Raw genomic sequence first — 19,572 nt, forward strand, 5'->3', positions numbered from 1 at the left:
AAATTACCGGTTTTTTGGCGCTATATTTTTAAATTTAGTTGAATTTATAGTAGCTTTATTTAAATCTTTTGGATCAAAAACTCTTTGTGTAGAAGCAGGGTGTTTAGCAACCATTTTTGAAGGTCTTATTGGGCGTTGCACAAAATTACCACTGCAACTAGGACATACATTTTTAAAAAGCTCTAAGGCGCATGTTTTGCAATAGGTACACTCAAATGAACAAATCATTGCCTCGGTTGATGTATTTGGCAAATCTTTATTACAGTGTTCACAATTTGGTCTAATTTGTAACACTATAAATAACGCTCTTTAATAATGTTAATATGCCAAACACTGTGGCCTAATAATATAAAAGCACAAGCACGCGCAGAGACTGGAGAATCACTTGCTGTACCTAGGTTTTTTAAATTTTCGTTAGTAATACTGTTAATTAAATTGATAGAATACATACGACCAATTGTAAATTCTTCAATTAAATCATTGATAGATTTATCGTTTGCTGCTGATGGATCTACATAAATATCTTGATCAAAACCAGCTAAAGCAGTCGTGTCTTTACGTGCTATTCGTAAAAAACGATACATAAAAATGCGTTCAGTATCAATAATATGTTGCAAAACCTCTTTTACAGTCCATTTTTTTGGTTGATAACGGAATTCTAATTTATCTTCTGGAAGTGACGAAAAGAAATCAATCACTATGTTTTTGTCTTCTTGAAAACCATAATTTAGTTCAGTTTCGGTCGGAACTAAATTCAAATAATTCAAATAGTATTCATCAAATTCGTTTGGTTGTAATTCTTGTTTTTTCATGATGTTTTGTTTTTATAAGCTGGCTTTTATCATTCGATCATTACCAACAAAATCTTTTTTAAGTTCGATGTTTTTAAATCCTTTTTTATTTAATATTTCGACGGTTTCTTTTCCTAAATATTGATTAATTTCAAAAAACAACAATCCGTTTTTGGTAAGGTGCCTTACTGCTAAATTGGCAATTTTATCGTAAAAAATTAACGGATTATTATCTTCAACAAACAGGGCTAGGTGTGGTTCGTTTTCTAAAACATTATTTTTAATTTCTACTTTTTCTAAATTACGAACATAAGGTGGATTTGATACAATAATATCTATTTTTTTGCTGTCTAAAACTTGATTTAAATCATCAGTATATAAAATATCTTGTTCAATAAAATTTATTTCAACCGTATTTAATTTAGCATTTTTTCTTGCTACTTTTAAAGCTTCCGATGAAACGTCGATAGCTGAAACAATTGTGTTCGGTAAATTGTGCTTAATTGAAATGGGAATACATCCTGTTCCGGTTCCAATATCAAGTATTGAAAAATTAATTATATTTTTACCATGTGCTTCTGAAACTTCGGTAATGATCCATTCAACTAATTCTTCTGTTTCAGGTCTCGGAATTAAGGTGTTTTTATTTACTAAAAAAGGCAAACCATAAAACTCGGTATTACCTATTATATATTGAATAGGTTCCTCTTTTAATAAACGTTCAGTTATGTTTTGTAACTGATTTAAAACATCCGAAGAAATTAAAAAATCAGCTTTTAAAACACTACCTATTCGTTTAAAACCTAATATTTCTTCAATCAATATAAAAAAGAAAGAATCTATTTCTGATTGTGGATAAACAGAAGAGAGTTGCTTTGTGAAAACGCTTTTAAAATCTTTTAAAATCATGTTTATAAATTTTTAAGCATCCAAACATTACATGAATAATGACCAGTGTTTCCCATAGGTTTTTCTAAATTAATAAATCCATTTTTAGCGTACAATGCTCTCGCAGCATCCATATACGGCATGGTTTCTAAATAGCATTGTTTAAAACCTTGTTCTTTAGCTTTAGACAAACAAAAATTAATTAATTTACTACCCAAACCTTTGCCACGAGCAATTGGCAAAAAATACATTTTTTGTAACTCACAAATAAGGTTTTCAAAACCAGGTAAATCAGCAAAACCAACTCCGCCAACTATTTTTTGCTGATACTCAACAACAAAGTAAGCTGTTTTATTTTTTTGATAAGTTTCAAACATTTCATCAGTTGCTTTATCTTCATAAGCAGTACCTACTTTTGGGGCACCAAATTCAGTTAAAACATTACGAATAACTTTTGCTATTTGCTGATTATCGTTGGGTTTTATTTCTCTAATAATAAAATCGGAAGGAGTCATATGAATACCTTATTTTTGCAACGCAAATTACCTAAATTTTAAGAAATCAAATGAAGAAGTGGCTGTTTTTTATAATAATATTGTTTGTTTTAAGCTGTTCGGTTAAAAAGAAACCTGTTTTTATAAAGGTTGATAGCATCAAAATTGCTTCAGTAGCTTTAGATACTATTAGATTAAAAGCAATTGCAATTTTTAAAAATGAGAATAATATTGGTGGTAAAATAGCTACCGATGAAATAAAGGTAATTGTAAATGGCAACCAATTAGCTCAAGTATCTTCAGAAGAGTTTAAAGTACCTGCAAATAAAGAGTTTTCAATTCCTTTAAAAGTGGTAATTCCTGCTAAAAAAGTGTTTGATAATAATAAAAATGGAGTTTTGGGAGGTTTACTTAATTCACTTATTAGTAAAAAAATAAAAGTACAATTAAAAGGTGATTTAAAATATAAGGTATTTGGTTTTTCTCATGTTTATTCGATTGATAAAACTGAAGATGTTAACATAAAATTTTAATTTCTTGGAGCACGAAAAATACATAAAACGTTGTTTGCAATTAGCTAAAAATGGTATCGGTAGTACACGCCCAAACCCTTCTGTTGGGGCAGTAATTGTACTTAATAATAAGATTATTGCTGAAGGTTTTACATCTCCTTACGGAGAAAGTCATGCCGAGGTAAACGCTATAAATGCGGTTAAAAATAAAAATCTTTTAACAGAAGCTACAATTTATGTAACCTTAGAGCCTTGTTCTCATTATGGAAAAACACCACCTTGTGCTGATTTAATTGTAAAACATCAATTAAAAAAAGTAGTAATTGGTTGTGTGGATACCAATAGTTTGGTTGCTGGAAAAGGTATTGAACGTTTAAAAAATGCAGGCATAAATGTAGTTGTTGGTATCTTAGAAAATGAATGTAAAAAACATCACAAAAGATTTTTTACAGTTCAAAATAAAAAACGACCATATATTATTTTAAAATGGGCGCAATCGCAAGATGGTTTTATAGCTCCAAAAACAAAAAATGAGCAAAAACCAGTTTGGATATCTAATCAATATTCGCAACAATTAGTGCACAAATATCGAAGTGAAGAACATGCAATTTTGGTGGGTACTAATACAGTAGTTGCTGACAACCCGTCGTTAACAGTACGTAATTGGTCTGGAAATAACCCAGTTAGAATAGTGTTAGATAAAAATTTACGAATACCTAAAGAAGCTACTGTTTTAAACGGAAAAGTAAAAACAATTGTTATTCTTAATTCTAAAACCAACCAAGAAGAGTATCAGTTCGAACACAGTAAAGAACTTGTTTTTGAACCTATTAATTTTGCATCCCGCGTAGCGGAACAAATTTGTATTGTGTTACAAAAACACAACATTCAATCGGTAATAATTGAAGGTGGTACGCAAACTTTGCAAACTTTTATAAATGCTAATTTATGGGATGAAGCAAAGGTGTTTACAGGTAAGTCATTATTTAAAAATGGAGTAGAAGCTCCTGATTTTAATGGGAAATTAAATAAACAAATATACATCGGCAATGATGTTTTAAAGACATATATAAATGATTAAAAATATCATTTTTGATTTTGGTGATATCTTCATCAATTTAGATAAACAAGCAACTTATAAAGAGTTGGCAAAATTAGGAGTTACAAGTATTTCTGAAGACATGATTAATACCTATCATCAGTATGAAATGGGATTAATTTCTACAGATGATTTTGTTGGTTTTTATAAACAAAAATTTCCGCAATTAAGTAGCGAAAATTTAATAAATGCATGGAATGCTATCTTGTTAGATTTTCCGTTACAAAGATTGTCGTTTTTAAAAGAATTAGCTGGATCAAAAAAGTATCGTTTATTTTTATTAAGTAATACAAATGATTTACATATTTCATGGATTAAAAATGATTGGGGAACTGAACTGTATAATGAATTTAAAAATTGTTTTGAGCAATTTTATTTATCACATGAAATAAATTTTAGAAAACCCAACGCAAATATTTATGAATTTGTTTTAAGTGAAAACAACTTAAAAGCCTCAGAAACTATTTTTGTTGATGATTTAAAAGAAAATACAGATGCGGCTACCGAATTAGGTATAAAAGTTTGGAATTTAGTTCCAGGAAAAGATGAAGTGACTAATTTATTAAATAAGCTCGAGTTTAATTAATATGATACACTTAATTTTAAGTATTCTTTTTTCAACTTCTCTATTTGTAATATTTAAATACTTTAAAGTTTTTAAAATAAACACATTACAAGCTATTGTTGTTAATTATTTTGTTGCTTTTATATTGGGAGCGTTTTTATCTAATTCATTTGGTAAATTAGCAACTATTGGAAATCAACCATGGATTTATGGAACTTTTTTATTAGGTTTTTTATTTGTTACTATTTTTTTTGTGATGGCAAAAACATCGCAAGAAAACGGAGTGTCAGTTGCTTCTATTGCTGGTAAAATGTCAGTGGTTGTGCCTATTTTTTTTGGTATTGTTTTGTATAATGAAAGTATAACAATTCTTAAGGTTTTAGGAACCATAATTGCACTTACAGCTGTTTATTTGTCTTCAGCTAAAGAAAAAAAAGAAACAGGTCAAGCAAACTTACTTTTTCCAATCTTGTTATTTATTGGTTCAGGGGTTATTGATACTACTTTAAAGTATGTTGAAATTAATTATGTTGCGTTAGATCAGGTAGAGTTTTTCTCATCAAGTTTATTCGGATTTGCAGCATTTTTCGGAACTATTATTTTACTTATAAATCAAAAAATAACTAAAGAAAAGTTTGAATTTAAAAACCTTCTTGCTGGTGTAGTATTAGGAGTTCCTAATTATTATTCAATTGTTTTTTTAATAAAAGCATTACAAAACAAGGATTTTGAAAGTTCTACTTTATTTACCATTAATAATGTTGGTATTGTAATTGTTTCTACTTTAATTGGCTTATTGTTATTTAAAGAAAATTTTAGTGTAAAAAACAAAATCGGTGTTGGGTTGGCTATTTTAGGAATCATTTTAATAACTATTGCCTAATGAGTGAAATTAAAGACACCTATAAAACGATTGATGTAGCATCTGAAGAAACGCTTTTTAAAGACAGAAATAGTAAGTTTTTTGGGTATGCATTTCCTGTATTTACTGAAGATGAGATAAAAGAAGCTTTAGAAGGTTTGAGGAAAAAACACCATTCGGCACGTCATTTTTGCTACGCTTGGCAATTAGGGACAGAAACAACTCGCTTTAGAGCAAATGATGATGGAGAGCCAAGTAACTCGGCAGGAATGCCTATTTACGGACAGTTACAAGCTTTTGATGTAACTAATATTTTAGTAGTTTCTGTACGTTATTTTGGCGGAACTAAGCTGGGTGTTGGCGGATTGATAAATGCGTATAGAACATCAGCACAGTTAGCTTTAGATATTTCAGAAATTAAAGAAAAAACAATTGATATTCAATACTTATTAAAGTTCGGATATGATATGATGAATAAAGTACAGCGTATTGTTAAAGAACGAAACCTAAACATCATCGCTCAAAAATTAGAAATGGATTGTGAATATACTATTTCAGTTCGTAAAAAAGAAGCACAAACGATTTTTGATATTTTTGATACCCTTTTTAAAGTTGAAATAAAAGAAGTTGAGTAAAATGCAAACAACCAAACTTACCTCAAAAAGTATATTACCACTCACATGCTCTAGATCGGGTACCTGTTGTTTTGGTAAAGATGTAATGTTAAACCCGTGGGAGCTATTTCGTTTTAGTAATGAAAAGAAAGTTACAGTTAAAGAATTTCGTGATTTATATACCGAATATGGTGGAATTCAATTATTATTTGATGGAAAGCAAGATAAAAAAGGACAAAAATCGTGTAGTCAATATATAGAAAATTCGGGTTGCAGCGTACATCTTGGTCGTCCGTTAGCTTGTCGCTTGTATCCATTAGGTCGTCAAATACAATTTGATAAAGCACATTATATTTATGAAGGAAAACAATTTCCTTGTTTAAATGATTGTGCAGAAGTTTTAGAGTTACCTAAACTTAGCGTAGAGGATTACCTTAAAGGACAGAAAGCAAATAAATTTGAAAAAGCTTTAGACGAATATTTAATTGTAATGCAAAATATTGCTGATATTGGTTTCGAGTTGCTTTTAGATACTGGTTTAGCAGCATCAGGTGATACTAAAACATTGGCTTTATGGAGAGCTTCTGGTTGTGAAACACATGAGTTATCTGCAAAAAGAATAGGGCAAGAGTGGGTAGATTGTTTAATGATACCCAAAATAACTATTGATACTGAAAACCCTGTTAGTTTTGCTAAAAAACACAATGAATTATTATTGTTAAAAGCACAAGAACAATTTGGAGGTATTCAAACCTTTAAAGAAATACAAGAAGCATCTAGTTTGTTAATTGCTGTTGCATTGCATTTATCTAGAGGCTTAGGCGCTGATACCAAAGGAATTTCTGAACATTGGATTGAAATTGCAAAATCTCACGGAGCTCAAGAATAGTTTTTAATCATCAATCAAAGAAAAAACCAGTTTGATTGTTAACACAAAATCTCATAACTTGCTATCTTAACGAAATCTACAGTAAAAAGTAGGTTTAAACTGTGGTTTGTGAGTTTAAATAAAAAATATGACTATATTATTATAGGAAGCGGTTTTGGAGGTTCAGTGAGTGCTTTACGTTTATCTGAAAAAGGTTATAAAGTTTTAGTAATTGAAAAAGGAAAATGGTATAAAGCTAACGATTTTCCTAAAAACAATTGGAACTTAAAAAAATGGCTTTGGATGCCTAAGTTGCGATTTTTCGGCATTATGAAATTGACTATTTTTAGACATATTGCCATAGTTTCTGGTACAGGAGTTGGTGGTGGGTCATTAGTATATGCCAATACTTTGCCGGTACCAAAATCTACATTCTTTAAAACTGGTAGCTGGAGAAATCTTTTAGATTGGGAAGAAGAACTTTTTCCATATTATGAAAAAGCATTAAAAATGTTAGGAGCAACCAAAAACCCTAAATTATATGATGGCGATATCGGGCTTAAAAAAGTAGCCAATCAACTTAATATTTCCGACAAGTTTGATGCACCAAATGTCGCCGTTTATTTTGGAGAAGAAAATGTAACTAAAAAAGATCCATATTTTAAAGGTAAAGGGCCTGAAAGGACAGGTTGTAACTTTTGTGGTGCTTGTATGACAGGTTGTAGAAATAATTCTAAAAACACCTTAGATAAAAATTATTTATACTTGGCACAACAAAACGGAGCAAAAATACTTGCCGAAAATGAAGTATATGATGTGCAACCTATTAATACTATTGATGGTAGCAGTGGTTATGAAGTATTTATAAAAACAAGTACAACGCTTTTTAAAAAACGTCAAAAAATTAAAACAAAAGCAGTAGTTTTTTCTGGTGGCGTTTTAGGAACAATCAAGCTATTATTAAAACTAAAAAAAGATTCATTACCTAATATTTCAGATAGATTAGGATTGGATATTAGAACCAATAACGAAACTTTGGTAAGTGTATCTACTTTAGATAAAGATAAAAATTTCTCAAAAGGTGTAGCTATCGGAAGTATTTTGGATACTGATGAAAACTCTCATTTAGAAATTGTACGATACGGTAAAGGTTCTAATGCTTGGAAATTATTACACTTACCATATGTAGCCAATAATAACGTATTTTCTCGTTTAATAATGATGTTTGTTTCGTTATTAAAATCGCCTATAAAATACTTTGAAATTTATTTTATAAATAGTTGGGCAAAAAAAACAGTGGTACTATTATTTATGCAAACTTTAGATAGCACATTAAAGTTTAAACGTAATATATTTGGTTTAATGACTTCTACCATTAATTCAGGTAAAAAGCCAACGCCATTTATAAAGGAATCAAAAGAATTAGTAAAAGCGTACAGTAAAGCTGTAAACGGTGTTAGTACCTCGTTCGCATTAGAAACTATTGCGGGTATTCCATCAACAGCACATGTTTTAGGTGGCGCTGTTATGGGAAATAATGCATCAAAAGGTGTGATTGATAAAAACAATAAAATTTTCGGATATAAGAATTTGTACGTTATTGATGGATCGATGATTTCGGCAAACCCAGGAGTAAATCCTTCTTTATCAATTACCGCTATTGCAGAACGGGCAATGAGTCAAATTCCTTCAAAAAAATAATTAAACATGAAAAAGGTAATAAAAATACTTTTAACAATTGTTTTGCTAATTTTTGGAATGATTATTATTTTCTTTGGATATCAAGATATTTCTGTTGAAAAATTAAAGGTTAAATATGCAAACCAAGCATCTTCATTTGTTACTATTGATGGAATGGAAGTACATTATCGTGATGAAGGAATAAAATCAGATAATATTCCTATTGTGTTAATTCACGGAACAGGCGCAAGCCTACACACTTTTGATGCTTGGACGGATGAATTAAAAAAAATAAAAAGAGTGATTAGAATGGATTTACCAGCTTATGGGTTAACTGGTCCATTTCCTAACAGAAATTATTCGATGGATAATTATGTAAAATTTATAAAAAACTTTTTAGCTAAACTAGGAGTAAAGAAATGTGTTATAGCAGGTAACTCTTTAGGTGGCCAAATAGCATGGAACTTTACTGCAACACACGCCACGATAGTGCAAAAATTAATTTTAATTGATGCTGCTGGTTACCCCACGAAATCTAAAAGTATTCCGATAGCTTTTAAAGTAGCGCAAACACCTATTTTAAATAAATTGCTGTTATATGTAACACCTCGTTTTTTAGTAAAAGCAAGTGTAGAAAATGTATATTTTGATAAAACTAAAGTAACAGAAAAAATTGTAAATCGATATTTTGACCTAACATTAAGAAAAGGAAATAGAAAAGCCTTTGTAGATCGACTTAATATGAAAAAAACAATAACATCTTTTGATAAAATAAAATCAATACAACAACCGACTTTAATATTATGGGGATCAGAAGACTTATTGATTCCGGTAGAAAACGCCTATAAATTTCAAAAAGATTTACCCAATAATAAACTTGTTATATTAAATAAAGTAGGGCATACACCTATGGAAGAAAGTCCGAGACAAAGTTTAAAATCAGTTCAAGAATTTTTAGAATAGTTTTTTTGATAAAATTCTCAACCCCTTAAATTTAAAACCTTTATAGGTTATTTAAATAAAACTTCGTAAATTTGCACGCCTTTTTACAAGAACAGGTTTATAAAAGGTTAAAAACAAATTTATATAAGTTTAATTTCTCTTTGCATTAGTATTGTTAATAATCTGGCTAATAAAAAGATACAAAAATTATTTCAGACATGTCTGAAGAAACAAAAAACACTGCTCCAGAAGCAGTAAACCCAGCAGAATTTTTAGCAACATTTAATTGGCATAAATACGAAGAAGGTATTGATGAAGTTGATGAGTCTAAATTACAAGAATTTGAAAAAGCCCTAGAAGGTACAGTAGGTTTCGTAAACGAACGTGATGTAATCGAAGGTACAGTAACAAGAATTACTGATAGAGATGCGATAATCGACATCAACTCTAAATCAGAAGGAGTTATTTCTTTAAACGAATTCCGTTACAATCCAAATTTATCTGTAGGAGATTCAGTAGAAGTATTAGTTGATAAAAGAGAAGATTCTTCTGGTCAATTAGTATTATCACACAAAAAAGCACGTGTAATTAAAGCTTGGGATAGAGTTAACAATGCACATGAAACAGGTGAAATCGTTAACGGTTTTGTTAAGTGTAGAACTCGTGGAGGTATGATCGTTGATGTATTTGGTATTGAAGCATTCTTACCAGGTTCTCAAATTGATGTGAAGCCAATCCGTGATTACGATCAGTATGTAGAAAAAACTATGGAATTCAAAGTTGTAAAAATCAACCACGAATTTAAAAACGTAGTAGTATCTCATAAAGCGTTAATCGAAGCAGATTTAGAAGATCAGAAAAAAGAAATCATCGGTCAATTAGAAAAAGGACAAGTACTAGAAGGTGTTGTTAAAAACATTACTTCTTATGGTGTCTTTGTTGATTTAGGTGGTGTTGATGGATTAGTACATATTACTGATTTATCTTGGTCTCGTATCAACCACCCGAACGAGGTTGTTGAATTAGATCAAAAATTAAACGTTGTAATTTTAGACTTTGACGATAACAAATCTAGAATCCAATTAGGATTAAAACAATTATCAGCTCATCCTTGGGAAGCCTTAAATACTGACTTAAAAGTTGGAGATAAAGTAAAAGGTAAAGTTGTTGTTTTAGCTGATTACGGTGCATTTGTAGAGGTTGAAGAAGGAGTTGAAGGATTAATTCACGTTTCTGAAATGTCTTGGTCTACACACTTACGTTCTGCACAAGATTTCGTAAAAGTTGGTGACGAGGTAGAAGCTCAAATCTTGACATTAGATCGTGAAGATCGTAAAATGTCTTTAGGTATGAAGCAATTACACCCAGATCCATGGACAGATATTACTGCTAAATACCCTGTAGGTTCTACTCATACTGGTACTGTACGTAACTACACTAACTTTGGTGTATTCGTAGAATTAGAAGAAGGAATTGACGGATTAGTGTATATCTCTGATTTATCTTGGACTAAGAAAATTAAGCACCCATCAGATTTTGTAACTGTTGGTGATAAATTAGATGTTCAAGTATTAGAATTAGATGTTGAAAACCGTAAGTTAAACTTAGGTCATAAGCAAACTCAAGATAATCCTTGGGATGCGCATGAAGCTACGTATGCAATCGGATCTACACATGAAGGTTCTATTAAAGAGAAAAATGACAAAGGTGCTACTGTAGTATTTGCAGATGGTATTGAAGCATTTGCTCCAACACGTTTCTTAGAAAAAGAAGACGGATCTAAATTAGAAAAAGGTGATGCTGTAAAGTTCATCGTTACTGAATTTAGTAAAGAATACCGTAGAATTGTTGTTTCTCATACTTCTCTTTTCAAAGAAGAAGAAAAGAAAAACATCAAAGCTGCAGCTAAAAAAGCTGCTGATGCTCCAAAATCTACATTAGGAGATATCGGTGGATTAGCTGAATTAAAAAAGAAAATGGAAGGGAAATAAATCTCTGATATTATAAATTTTAAAACCGTTACGTTAGTAGCGGTTTTTTTTATGCTTAATAAGTCAATTAATTAAACCAAATGAAGAATATTAAGAACTAAAATTTATGAATTAGAAATTAAAATAAAGATACTTACACTTCTCTAGAGCTTTCTTTTATTCCATCAATTCCATAGAAATAGCTATAATAAACTCTTTATAAATAATAAAAAGTTGAATATAATTTAGGATTTTTTTGAGGTTAATACCATAGTTAAAATTAGAATAACATGTCTACTTAACAAAAAAAAGTGTTGGATTTAAATAATAAATTAGCTATTTTTAAGATAATAAAACTTTAAAATTTATAGAAAAATAGATAAAAGGACCCTTGAAAATAATAGAAACTTATTTTACACTTTAAATGATATTTTAATATTTCTTCTTTAATTAAAACCTTTTGGTAAGATGACAACCTATAATATTATAAAAATAACAGCTACCATATTAGCAATAACGATTCACATTAGAAATTGGTATAAGCACTCGATAATTAGAAAAGAAAAAGACCGATACGGACATTTTTTAATTATATTTCTTTTTATGATAAGTTTTTTATTTTTCTCTTTTAAGTAAAATAGGTATGAGTTAAAAAATTACCTAAAGTCATATAAATAAAAAACCGATACTTGCGCAACGGTTTTTTTATGTTTTAAATGTAACAAAAGTTACAGTTAAACCTACTTTGAAGTATCAGTATATTCTTTAATACCATTATATTTGTATTAAAATTAGAAAAAAAACGATGACACTTATAAAATCTATATCAGGAATTAGAGGTACCATAGGAGGAAACACTGGTGAAAACCTTACTCCAGTTGATGCTGTTAAATTTGCTGCTGCTTACGGAGCATTTATTATAAAAAGAAATCCAGAAGCTAAAAAAATAAAAGTAGTCATTGGTAGAGATGCTCGTATTTCTGGTAAAATGATTAGTAATTTAGTGGCTAATACTTTAGTTGGTTTAGGTATAAATGTAGTTGATTTAGGTTTATCAACAACACCAACTGTTGAAGTTGCTGTTCCTTTAGAAAAAGCGGAGGGAGGTATTATTTTAACGGCTTCTCACAACCCTAAGCAATGGAATGCTTTAAAATTATTAAATGAAAAAGGAGAGTTTTTAAATGGTGCTGATGGTGAAGAAATATTAAAATTAGCCGCTGATGAAAACTTTGAATTTGCTGAAGTTGATGATTTAGGAAGTTATAGAAAAAATAAGAAATATTTAAAAAAACATATTAAAGAGGTTTTAAAACTTGATTTAGTTGACGTAAAAGCAATTAAAAAAGCTAAATTTAAAGTAGTTGTTGATGGAGTTAACTCTACAGGAGGAATTTTTATTCCTGCATTACTAAAAGAATTAGGTGTTAAATGTATAGAATTATACTGCGAACCGAACGGTCAATTTCCTCATAACCCAGAACCTTTAAAAGAAAACTTAACAGACATATCAAAACTTGTAGTTAAGAAAAAAGCCGACTTAGGTATTGTAGTTGACCCAGATGTAGATCGTTTGGCTTTAATATCAGAAGATGGATCAATGTTTGGTGAAGAGTATACTTTGGTAGCTTGTGCCGATTATGTTTTAGGAAGATTAGGAGGAGGAAACACCGTTTCTAACTTATCGTCATCAAGAGCATTACGTGATGTAACTGAAAAACATGGCGGAACTTATACAGCTGCTGCAGTAGGTGAAGTTAATGTAGTACAAATGATGAAAGATACCAATACTGTTATTGGAGGTGAAGGAAATGGAGGTATTATTTATCCAGCTTCTCATTATGGACGCGACTCTTTAGTTGGTGTCGCTTTATTTTTATCACATTTAGCGCATAAAAAAATGTCTTGTAAAGCACTAAGAGATTCGTATCCTAGTTACTTTATGAGTAAAAATAAAATACAATTAACTCCGCAAATAGACGTTGATAAGATTTTAGAAACAATGGCTTCTAAATATAAAAATAAAGATGTAAATACTATTGATGGTGTAAAAATTGATTTCGATACAGAATGGGTACATTTACGTAAATCGAATACCGAACCCATTATTAGAATTTATACTGAAAGTACCAGTCAAGATAATGCAGATAAACTTGCTGAGCGATTTATAACAGAAATTGAACAAATAATAAAATAAAAGTTGAAACTAAGACTAATCAGTTTATTAATGATGTTGTTAACATCATCAATATTAATAGGACAAGAGGAAGAAATAAAAGTTAAAGAAAAAAAGAAAGTAACTAATAAAGGAAAATTCTTTGTATACTGGGGATGGAACTGGTCGAGTTACACCGATTCTGACATTCGATTTAAAGGAAATAATTACGATTTTACATTGTCAAATGTAAAAGCACAAGACAGACAAACAAAATTTTCTTTTAGGGATTATTTTCATCCAGGTAGGGTTACTATACCACAAACAAATTATAGAATTGGATATTTCTTTAAAGAAAACTACACCATTTCTATTGGTGTAGATCATATGAAATATGTAATGATTGCCGATCAAGATGTAAAAATTAATGGCGAAATTGCTGTTGGTAATGCAAAATATGACGGAACTTATACGAATGATAACATTAATTTAGCTGCCGATTTTTTGCGCTTTGAACATACTGATGGTTTAAATTATGTAAATGTTGAATTAAAGCGTTTTGATGATGTTAGTAGTTGGTTTGGTTTAAATTTAGAAAACCTACAAATAAATTTAACTGAAGGAGTAGGAGTTGGTATTTTATATCCAAGAACTAACACTAGCTTATTAGAAAATGAAAGACATGATGATTTTCATTTATCTGGATACGGAATGTCAGTTGGAGCAGGTTTAAATATTACTTTTTTAAAGCACTTTTTTGTACAAGCCGATTTAAAAGGTGGTTATATAAATATGGGAGATATTAAAACATCAACCAATCCAGAAGATAGCGCTTCACAAAGTTTTTACTTTTTTGAAAACACTATTTTAATAGGAGGTAAGTTTAGACTTTAATCAACAAAACTAGCAAATACGTTAATAATACAAATCTTTTAGGTCAATTATTAGTATAATTCTAATTTTACACTATAAACTACACAGCAAATGACAAATTTAGAGCAATATTTTAATAAATTTAAAAACAATATTGTTGGTATTAATCAAACATATATATCTCCCTACGGAGAACAAAAAATGATTTATACTGATTGGACGGCAAGTGGTAGATTATATCGACCAATAGAAGAACAATTATTACATAAATTTGGTCCTTTTGTAGCAAATACACATACCGAAACATCAACTTCGGGTGCAGCAATGACCTTAGCTTATCATCAAGCACGGAATATTATAAAACAACATGTAAATGCATCAAATGATGATGTATTGATTACTGAAGGATCAGGAATGACAGGTGTTGTAAATAAATTTCAACGAATTTTAGGATTAAAAATTTGCGAAAATTTAAAAGAAAATACCATAATACCTGATGAAAAAAGACCTATTGTTTTTGTAAGTCATATGGAACATCACTCTAACCAAACATCTTGGATTGAAACGATTGCTGATGTTGAAGTAGTGCCGTGTAATGAAGCTGGATTAGTATGTTTGGATAAATTTGAAGCAACTATACAAAAATTTAAAGATAGGCCTATCAAAATAGCCTCAATCGTAGCTGGGTCAAACGTAACAGGTATAAAAACAGATTATCATAAAATAGCCGCATTAATTCATAAATATGGTGGTTTATGCTTTGTTGATTTTGCTTGTTCTGCACCATATGTTGATATTAATATGCATCCAGAAAAAGAAGAGGAGTATTTAGATGCTATCTTCTTTTCACCTCATAAATTTTTAGGAGGCCCAGGAAGTTCAGGAGTTTTAATTTTTAATAAGAAATTATATAAAAACATGATACCCGATAACCCGGGAGGTGGTACAGTAAGTTATACTAATCCTTGGGGAGGTCATGATTATTTTGATGATGTTGAAACACGTGAAGATGGAGGAACTCCTGCTTTTTTACAAACGATTAAAATAGCTTTAGCTATTCAAGTTAAAAATCAAATGGGGACTGATAAAATTAAACAGCGTGAAGACGAAATAAACCCTATTATTTTTAATTGTTTAGAAAACCTGGAAGGTGTAAAAATATTAGCACCAAATCATAAAGACAGATTAAGTATTTTTTCATTTTATTACGAAAAATATCATTTTAATTTAGTTGTTAAATTATTAAACGATCGTTTTGGAATACAAACAAGAGGAGGTTGCTCATGTGCGGGTACTTATGGACATTTTTTATTAAATGTAGATCAAAATACATCAAATAAAATTAAAGATCAAATATCTGAAGGTTGTAATACCGAAAAACCAGGTTGGGTACGTTTATCTGTACACCCAACGGTTACAAACGAAGAAATTCAATTTATATGTCACTCATTAAAAACTTTGACTGAAAACATCAAAGAATGGTCGAAAGACTATAAATATGATATGGTTAAAAATGATTATGTACACATAACAACCGAACCTATAGAAAAAAAATTAATAGCAGATTGGTTTACTTTATAATATGAATATATTAGACACCTATTTTTTAGAAGATAATTATACTGAAATAAAAGAAACGAAAATTGAAGGGAGACATGTTACTCTTGATGATATTGAACCTCTTTATAATGATTTAGATATAAATATAGAATCGAAAGTAGTCGGTTTATCTGAAAAAGGAAGAAATATTTATCAATTAAAATTAGGCTCAGGAAAGATAAAAATACTTGTTTGGAGTCAGATGCATGGTAATGAAAGTACTGGAACCAAAGCTGTTTTTGATTTTTTAAATTTTATAAAACTAAACACTACTAGCGAAATAGTTAACACGATTTTAAAAAATTGTAGTATCACAATTGTACCAATGCTAAATCCAGATGGAGCAGAAGTATACACGCGTGTTAATGCAAATAATGTAGACTTAAACAGAGATGCTGTAGCTTTAAAAGCAAAGGAAAGTAAATTATTACGAGCTATTTTAACAAAAGTAAACCCTGATTTTTGTTTTAATTTACATGATCAAAGAACAATTTTTGGAGTAGAAGGCACTAAAAATCCAGCTACTATTTCATTTTTAGCACCTTCAGAAGAAGAGAGTCGCAAAATAACGACAGGTCGCCAAGAAACGATGAATGTAATAGTTTCGATGAATACATTATTACAAAAATTAATTCCAAATCGTATTGGTCGTTATACAGATGAATTTTATCCTACAGCAACAGGAGATAACTTTCAAAAATTAGGACACAATACAATATTAATAGAAGCAGGGCATTATCCGAATGATTATGAACGTGAAATTGTAAGAAAGTATAATTTTTATGCACTTTTACAAGGTATTTATCATATTTCAACGTCAAAAGACTTTACAGATTATTCTGATTATTTAGCTATTCCAAACAATATCAAGAACTTCTATGATGTAATTTATAGAGCTAAAAATAATGAAAAAGATGTCGCTTATCAGTATGTTGAGAAAATAGAAAATAGTAAATTTGCAATGACTTTAAAAAAAGAAAAAGAAGGGGATTTATCTTCGTTTTTAGCACATAAAGAATGTAACAAAAATAAGATATAACTGAATATTTCTTAAAAAAAGTGTTTTTAAATTGAAAAAAAGCTATATTTTAGCAAAATTACTTGAATAAAATAAAAATGAAGAAATTTGTACTTGATGAGATTGATCATCAAATTTTAGACATTTTAATAGAAAATGCTCGTACTCCTTTTACAGACATCGCAAAGAAATTATTAGTATCTGCAGGTACCATCCATGTACGTGTTAAAAAAATGGAAGATGAAGGTATAATTCAAGGTTCAACATTAACATTGAACTATGATAAAATGGGGTATACTTTTATTGCACATGTTGGTGTATATTTAGAAAAAACATCAATGACACAACATGTTTTAGATAAATTACGCTTAATTCCGAACGTAACAGTAGCATATGTGACAGCAGGAAAATACAATATTTTTTGTAAAGTAAGGGCTAAAAGTACTAATGATGCTAAGGATATTATCTATCAAATAGATGATATTAATGGGGTGAACCGTACAGAAACAATGATTTCATTAGAAGAAAGTATTAACGATAAAAAACGTTTGATGCATGCAATTTTTAAAGAAATATAATTAAACTAACTATCATTAAAAAAAAGGATTAACATGTAAAATTGTTAATCCTTTTTTTTAATATTAAATTATTTAATATTCAAATCATCCAATTAAATTTTTTTAAAATAATATTCCAATCATTAGGTAAACTGGCTACTATTATTTTCTTTTTTTTAGAAAAAGGATGTATAAATTCTAATGAATATGCATGTAAAAATAAATTTTCACAATTAAATTTATCTATAAACATTACATTATGATTTTTATCACCATATTTTGGATCACCAATAAGTGGATGACTTATTTTATTCAAATGAATACGTAGTTGATGTAATCTACCCGTGGTAGGTTTCATTTCAACTAAACTGTATCTTGAAGTATCATAAGGTTTTACTGGAATATCTACAATAACATTACCAATTGTCTTTAAGTGTGTTTCAGCTTCTTTATAAACATTGGAATCTCTACCTTTTACTGGAGAATTTATTATTTTATGCTCTGGTGAATGCCCCCTTACAATTCCATAATATGTTTTTTGAATTTCATTATTCGTAAATAATTCTTGAAATTTAGATACATACTTTGTTTCTTTAGCTAGCAGAATAATCCCAGAAGTTTTTCTGTCTAATCTATGAATCGGGTAAAATTTTTGTCCAAATTGATTAAACAATAACTGCAATAAGGAATCTTCATCGGCTACATTTCTAGAATGATGGGCATGGTGTACCACTACGTTATTAGGTTTAGTAACACAAAGTATATATTCATCTTCAAAAAGAACAGTAAGGTTCATATAATTTAGTTATTTGAATTTTTAGATTTGGTAAAATTTAATAATATTAATGATAAAAGACCACAGATTAAAAACCCTACAAAAAGAGGTAGAGTAGTAGTGGTCATAAACTCACCTATTATTGTGGCAATAGGAACAGCCATTATTGTTGATACAAAACCGTTTATAGCCGCACCAACTCCTGCAATATGTCCAACAGGTTGCATTGCTAAAGCTCTTAAATTTCCGAATAAGAATCCCAGTGAAAAAAACTGTAAAGCAAAAAATAATATAAGTATTGTTATGTCTGGATTTTCTTTTCCGTAAAATAATATAATATAAATAACGGGGATTAAAGTAAAGATGATTAAAAAGGTAGTAATGAGTTTATACATTCCAAATTTCATTACAAAATTTCCGTTTAAAAAAGTAGCAAAACCTACCGAAATAGCTAATCCTGCAAAAATAAAAGGAAATTCTTCTATTAAATCATATTGCACCTGAAATATTTGCTGTGATGCACTTAAATATACCATAAACGAACCAGTTATAAAACCAGAAATTAAGGTAAAAACAACAGCTTGCTTATGTTTTATAAATTCATTAGAACCTTTAACAAAAAGATTTAATGATAATTTTGTTTTGTTTTCATCTTTTAATGTTTCTGGCTGACGCTTCCATAACCATAGCATAACAAAAAAACCGAATACTAATTGACTATAAAATATAAATTGCCAACCGTAAGCATCTAACATTAATTTTCCAATTGCAGGAGCTACAACAGGAACTAAGATGAAAATTACAACGATAAATGACATTATTTTAGCCATATAATTACCACTAAAACTATCCCTAACCATGGCAATACTTATAGTTCTTGGTGCAGATAATCCAATACCTTGTAATATTCTACCAAAAACCATCATTTCAATGCTAGTTGCGTTAATACATAAAAAACTTGCAATTACAAAGACTATAAAACCAAAGTAAATTACAGGTTTTCTTCCGAGACTATCAGAAATTGGACCTGAAATTAATTGACCAAAACCCAAGCCTAAAAATATCATAGTAATTAATAATTGACTATCTGTTGAGTCTTGTTGAATGTTAATACTATTTCCTATTTGCTTTATAGCTGGTAATAAAGCGTCAATTGACAATGCGACTAATGACATTAATGATGCCATTAAAGCTATGAATTCTAATTTAGATTGTTTTTCTTTTTTTTGCATCATACAAATGTACTTTCTTTTTATAGTTTATTTAGATAGTATTTAAAAAACATCTATTTAACATAATATTAATTATAG

Annotated in this window: 20 protein-coding genes; 14 read left to right on the forward strand and 6 right to left on the reverse strand. The window is 29.5% G+C overall.

The genetic code is table 11. The features are described 5' to 3' along the window. Nucleotides 1–3: 3 nt before the first annotated feature. The 4 genes from BA195_RS12350 to BA195_RS12365 are packed head-to-tail and all read right to left on the reverse strand — an operon-like array spanning nucleotide 4 to nucleotide 2,194. Nucleotides 4–294, reverse strand: coding sequence for a DUF1272 domain-containing protein (locus BA195_RS12350; RefSeq protein WP_068705926.1), 291 nt, complete (start codon nucleotides 292–294; stop codon nucleotides 4–6). Further along, nucleotides 294–812, reverse strand: coding sequence for a DinB family protein (locus tag BA195_RS12355; RefSeq protein ID WP_068705927.1), 519 nt, complete (start codon nucleotides 810–812; stop codon nucleotides 294–296). The genes BA195_RS12350 and BA195_RS12355 overlap by 1 nt, the downstream gene beginning before the upstream one ends. 12 nt (nucleotides 813–824) lie before the next feature. Then, nucleotides 825–1,700, reverse strand: a complete 876-nt coding sequence (gene prmC, locus BA195_RS12360) for a peptide chain release factor N(5)-glutamine methyltransferase (protein WP_068705928.1) — start codon at nucleotides 1,698–1,700, stop codon at nucleotides 825–827. A gap of 2 nt (nucleotides 1,701–1,702) precedes the next feature. Then, complete coding sequence (locus tag BA195_RS12365; RefSeq protein WP_068705931.1) at nucleotides 1,703–2,194, reverse strand: GNAT family N-acetyltransferase; 492 nt, start codon at nucleotides 2,192–2,194, stop codon at nucleotides 1,703–1,705. Between the two features lie 50 nt (nucleotides 2,195–2,244). On the opposite strand from BA195_RS12365, the gene BA195_RS12370 reads away from it, so the two are divergent. The 14 genes from BA195_RS12370 to BA195_RS12435 all read left to right on the forward strand — a co-directional run bounded on the left by BA195_RS12370 (nucleotide 2,245) and on the right by BA195_RS12435 (nucleotide 17,508). Continuing rightward, complete coding sequence (locus BA195_RS12370) at nucleotides 2,245–2,706, forward strand: LEA type 2 family protein (protein WP_068705932.1); 462 nt, start codon at nucleotides 2,245–2,247, stop codon at nucleotides 2,704–2,706. Nucleotides 2,707–2,710: 4 nt separating this feature from the next. Then, complete coding sequence (ribD, locus tag BA195_RS12375) at nucleotides 2,711–3,766, forward strand: bifunctional diaminohydroxyphosphoribosylaminopyrimidine deaminase/5-amino-6-(5-phosphoribosylamino)uracil reductase RibD (protein ID WP_068705933.1); 1,056 nt, start codon at nucleotides 2,711–2,713, stop codon at nucleotides 3,764–3,766. Further along, complete coding sequence (locus tag BA195_RS12380; RefSeq protein ID WP_068705934.1) at nucleotides 3,759–4,370, forward strand: HAD-IA family hydrolase; 612 nt, start codon at nucleotides 3,759–3,761, stop codon at nucleotides 4,368–4,370. The genes ribD and BA195_RS12380 overlap by 8 nt, the downstream gene beginning before the upstream one ends. 1 nt (nucleotide 4,371) lies before the next feature. Continuing rightward, nucleotides 4,372–5,232 carry an EamA family transporter gene (locus tag BA195_RS12385; protein WP_068705936.1) on the forward strand — a complete coding sequence of 287 codons (861 nt, stop codon included), beginning with the start codon at nucleotides 4,372–4,374 and terminating at the stop codon, nucleotides 5,230–5,232. Continuing rightward, a complete protein-coding gene (locus BA195_RS12390; protein WP_176714999.1) occupies nucleotides 5,232–5,846 on the forward strand; it encodes an IMPACT family protein in 615 nt (204 codons plus the stop codon). Before BA195_RS12385 ends, BA195_RS12390 begins: the two co-directional genes overlap by 1 nt. 1 nt (nucleotide 5,847) lies before the next feature. After that, nucleotides 5,848–6,714: a YkgJ family cysteine cluster protein gene (locus tag BA195_RS12395; RefSeq protein ID WP_068705967.1), complete on the forward strand. Its 867-nt coding sequence runs from the start codon at nucleotides 5,848–5,850 to the stop codon at nucleotides 6,712–6,714. Between the two features lie 108 nt (nucleotides 6,715–6,822). After that, nucleotides 6,823–8,394 carry a GMC family oxidoreductase gene (locus BA195_RS12400; RefSeq protein WP_068705938.1) on the forward strand — a complete coding sequence of 524 codons (1,572 nt, stop codon included), beginning with the start codon at nucleotides 6,823–6,825 and terminating at the stop codon, nucleotides 8,392–8,394. Between the two features lie 6 nt (nucleotides 8,395–8,400). Continuing rightward, nucleotides 8,401–9,336, forward strand: a complete 936-nt coding sequence (locus BA195_RS12405) for an alpha/beta fold hydrolase (protein ID WP_068705940.1) — start codon at nucleotides 8,401–8,403, stop codon at nucleotides 9,334–9,336. Between the two features lie 197 nt (nucleotides 9,337–9,533). After that, entirely contained in the window at nucleotides 9,534–11,306 is a 1,773-nt protein-coding gene (gene rpsA / locus BA195_RS12410; protein ID WP_068705942.1) for a 30S ribosomal protein S1, read from the forward strand. 784 nt (nucleotides 11,307–12,090) lie between these two features. Continuing rightward, nucleotides 12,091–13,482, forward strand: a complete 1,392-nt coding sequence (glmM, locus tag BA195_RS12415; protein WP_068705944.1) for a phosphoglucosamine mutase — start codon at nucleotides 12,091–12,093, stop codon at nucleotides 13,480–13,482. A 30-nt stretch (nucleotides 13,483–13,512) separates the two neighbouring features. Beyond that, a complete protein-coding gene (locus BA195_RS12420) occupies nucleotides 13,513–14,334 on the forward strand; it encodes a hypothetical protein (RefSeq protein ID WP_420882851.1) in 822 nt (273 codons plus the stop codon). 90 nt (nucleotides 14,335–14,424) lie between these two features. Beyond that, nucleotides 14,425–15,894 (forward strand): aminotransferase class V-fold PLP-dependent enzyme, encoded by a 1,470-nt coding sequence (locus BA195_RS12425; RefSeq protein ID WP_068705946.1) that lies wholly within the window; start codon nucleotides 14,425–14,427, stop codon nucleotides 15,892–15,894. A gap of 1 nt (nucleotide 15,895) precedes the next feature. After that, entirely contained in the window at nucleotides 15,896–16,951 is a 1,056-nt protein-coding gene (locus BA195_RS12430; protein ID WP_068705947.1) for a M14 family zinc carboxypeptidase, read from the forward strand. A 77-nt stretch (nucleotides 16,952–17,028) separates the two neighbouring features. Then, nucleotides 17,029–17,508 carry an Lrp/AsnC family transcriptional regulator gene (locus BA195_RS12435; RefSeq protein ID WP_068705948.1) on the forward strand — a complete coding sequence of 160 codons (480 nt, stop codon included), beginning with the start codon at nucleotides 17,029–17,031 and terminating at the stop codon, nucleotides 17,506–17,508. A gap of 79 nt (nucleotides 17,509–17,587) precedes the next feature. On the opposite strand, the gene BA195_RS12440 is transcribed toward BA195_RS12435, so the two are convergent. Then, entirely contained in the window at nucleotides 17,588–18,283 is a 696-nt protein-coding gene (locus BA195_RS12440) for a pseudouridine synthase (RefSeq protein WP_068705949.1), read from the reverse strand. A 5-nt stretch (nucleotides 18,284–18,288) separates the two neighbouring features. Then, on the reverse strand, nucleotides 18,289–19,494 hold the full coding sequence (locus BA195_RS12445) for a multidrug effflux MFS transporter (protein ID WP_068705950.1): 1,206 nt from the start codon (nucleotides 19,492–19,494) through the stop codon (nucleotides 18,289–18,291). Nucleotides 19,495–19,572: the final 78 nt, after the last annotated feature.

Source organism: Tenacibaculum soleae, assembly GCF_001693415.1.
Taxonomy (GTDB): Bacteria; Bacteroidota; Bacteroidia; order Flavobacteriales; family Flavobacteriaceae; genus Polaribacter; species Polaribacter soleae.

What these genes read in the sequence shown, in the direction of transcription:
- BA195_RS12355 (WP_068705927.1), bottom strand. Translation starts at nt 812, where the DNA reads ATGAAAAAACAAGAATTACAACCAAACGAATTTGATGAATACTATTTG.
- prmC (WP_068705928.1), bottom strand. Translation starts at nt 1,700, where the DNA reads ATGATTTTAAAAGATTTTAAAAGCGTTTTCACAAAGCAACTCTCTTCT.
- BA195_RS12365 (WP_068705931.1), bottom strand. Translation starts at nt 2,194, where the DNA reads ATGACTCCTTCCGATTTTATTATTAGAGAAATAAAACCCAACGATAAT.
- BA195_RS12370 (WP_068705932.1), top strand. Translation starts at nt 2,245, where the DNA reads ATGAAGAAGTGGCTGTTTTTTATAATAATATTGTTTGTTTTAAGCTGT.
- BA195_RS12380 (WP_068705934.1), top strand. Translation starts at nt 3,759, where the DNA reads ATGATTAAAAATATCATTTTTGATTTTGGTGATATCTTCATCAATTTA.
- BA195_RS12385 (WP_068705936.1), top strand. Translation starts at nt 4,372, where the DNA reads ATGATACACTTAATTTTAAGTATTCTTTTTTCAACTTCTCTATTTGTA.
- BA195_RS12390 (WP_176714999.1), top strand. Translation starts at nt 5,232, where the DNA reads ATGAGTGAAATTAAAGACACCTATAAAACGATTGATGTAGCATCTGAA.
- BA195_RS12395 (WP_068705967.1), top strand. Translation starts at nt 5,848, where the DNA reads ATGCAAACAACCAAACTTACCTCAAAAAGTATATTACCACTCACATGC.
- BA195_RS12405 (WP_068705940.1), top strand. Translation starts at nt 8,401, where the DNA reads ATGAAAAAGGTAATAAAAATACTTTTAACAATTGTTTTGCTAATTTTT.
- rpsA (WP_068705942.1), top strand. Translation starts at nt 9,534, where the DNA reads ATGTCTGAAGAAACAAAAAACACTGCTCCAGAAGCAGTAAACCCAGCA.
- glmM (WP_068705944.1), top strand. Translation starts at nt 12,091, where the DNA reads ATGACACTTATAAAATCTATATCAGGAATTAGAGGTACCATAGGAGGA.
- BA195_RS12420 (WP_420882851.1), top strand. Translation starts at nt 13,513, where the DNA reads ATGATGTTGTTAACATCATCAATATTAATAGGACAAGAGGAAGAAATA.
- BA195_RS12425 (WP_068705946.1), top strand. Translation starts at nt 14,425, where the DNA reads ATGACAAATTTAGAGCAATATTTTAATAAATTTAAAAACAATATTGTT.
- BA195_RS12430 (WP_068705947.1), top strand. Translation starts at nt 15,896, where the DNA reads ATGAATATATTAGACACCTATTTTTTAGAAGATAATTATACTGAAATA.
- BA195_RS12435 (WP_068705948.1), top strand. Translation starts at nt 17,029, where the DNA reads ATGAAGAAATTTGTACTTGATGAGATTGATCATCAAATTTTAGACATT.
- BA195_RS12440 (WP_068705949.1), bottom strand. Translation starts at nt 18,283, where the DNA reads ATGAACCTTACTGTTCTTTTTGAAGATGAATATATACTTTGTGTTACT.
- BA195_RS12445 (WP_068705950.1), bottom strand. Translation starts at nt 19,494, where the DNA reads ATGCAAAAAAAAGAAAAACAATCTAAATTAGAATTCATAGCTTTAATG.